We start from the raw sequence: 542 nt of genomic DNA, 5'->3' as shown, positions 1-542 counted from the left end.
GAAATTGGAAATTGGCAAAAAAGAGGATTATTGAACTAATGCTTTATCGTAAAAATAATTCCTTTGAACTAAAACGGAATGGTACTAATAATCATTCCCACCTTACTCTCACTATTTAAATTGAACAGATTTCATTAATTTTAAAGCGATCTCTTCTTGTTCTTTTTGGTCAATCTTACAGCTTACATTTTCATCATAACATGATGTAGAAAAAATATATTCTAAGCTAAAATCTCCTTGATTGGGTAATATATAAGAAAATGTTCGATAAACTGTTCTAGTAGCATTCTCAGACTCAAAACCTTTTTTTGTACTGCATAATATATTGTTGTATCATTTCCATTAATTTCTGTATATTCACCTTTATAACCTACCGAATCAGATAGCCCCTCCAATCTACTATCTAACCTAAAATCATACCATTCTTTTCCATGGAATTTATAAGTAAGGTCATGACTAATGTAATAATTATTTTCTACACTATAATCTTCAAATGTAATGGATTCAAAATCATCTCCATTTTTTTCATAAAACTTATCAGA

At 28.2% G+C, this 542-nt stretch carries 1 protein-coding gene; it reads right to left on the bottom strand.

Annotated features, from left to right (window positions below; all coding sequences use genetic code 11):
* Positions 1-221: 221 nt before the first annotated feature.
* The coding region (locus GHT08_RS21915; RefSeq protein ID WP_163583500.1) for a hypothetical protein at positions 222-542 on the bottom strand (321 nt) is incomplete at its 5' end.

It is taken from the genome of Gracilibacillus saliphilus, from assembly GCF_010994085.1.
GTDB classification, from domain to species: domain Bacteria; phylum Bacillota; class Bacilli; order Bacillales; family Amphibacillaceae; genus Gracilibacillus; species Gracilibacillus lacisalsi.
This window is presented reverse-complemented; position numbering and strand designations above follow the sequence as displayed.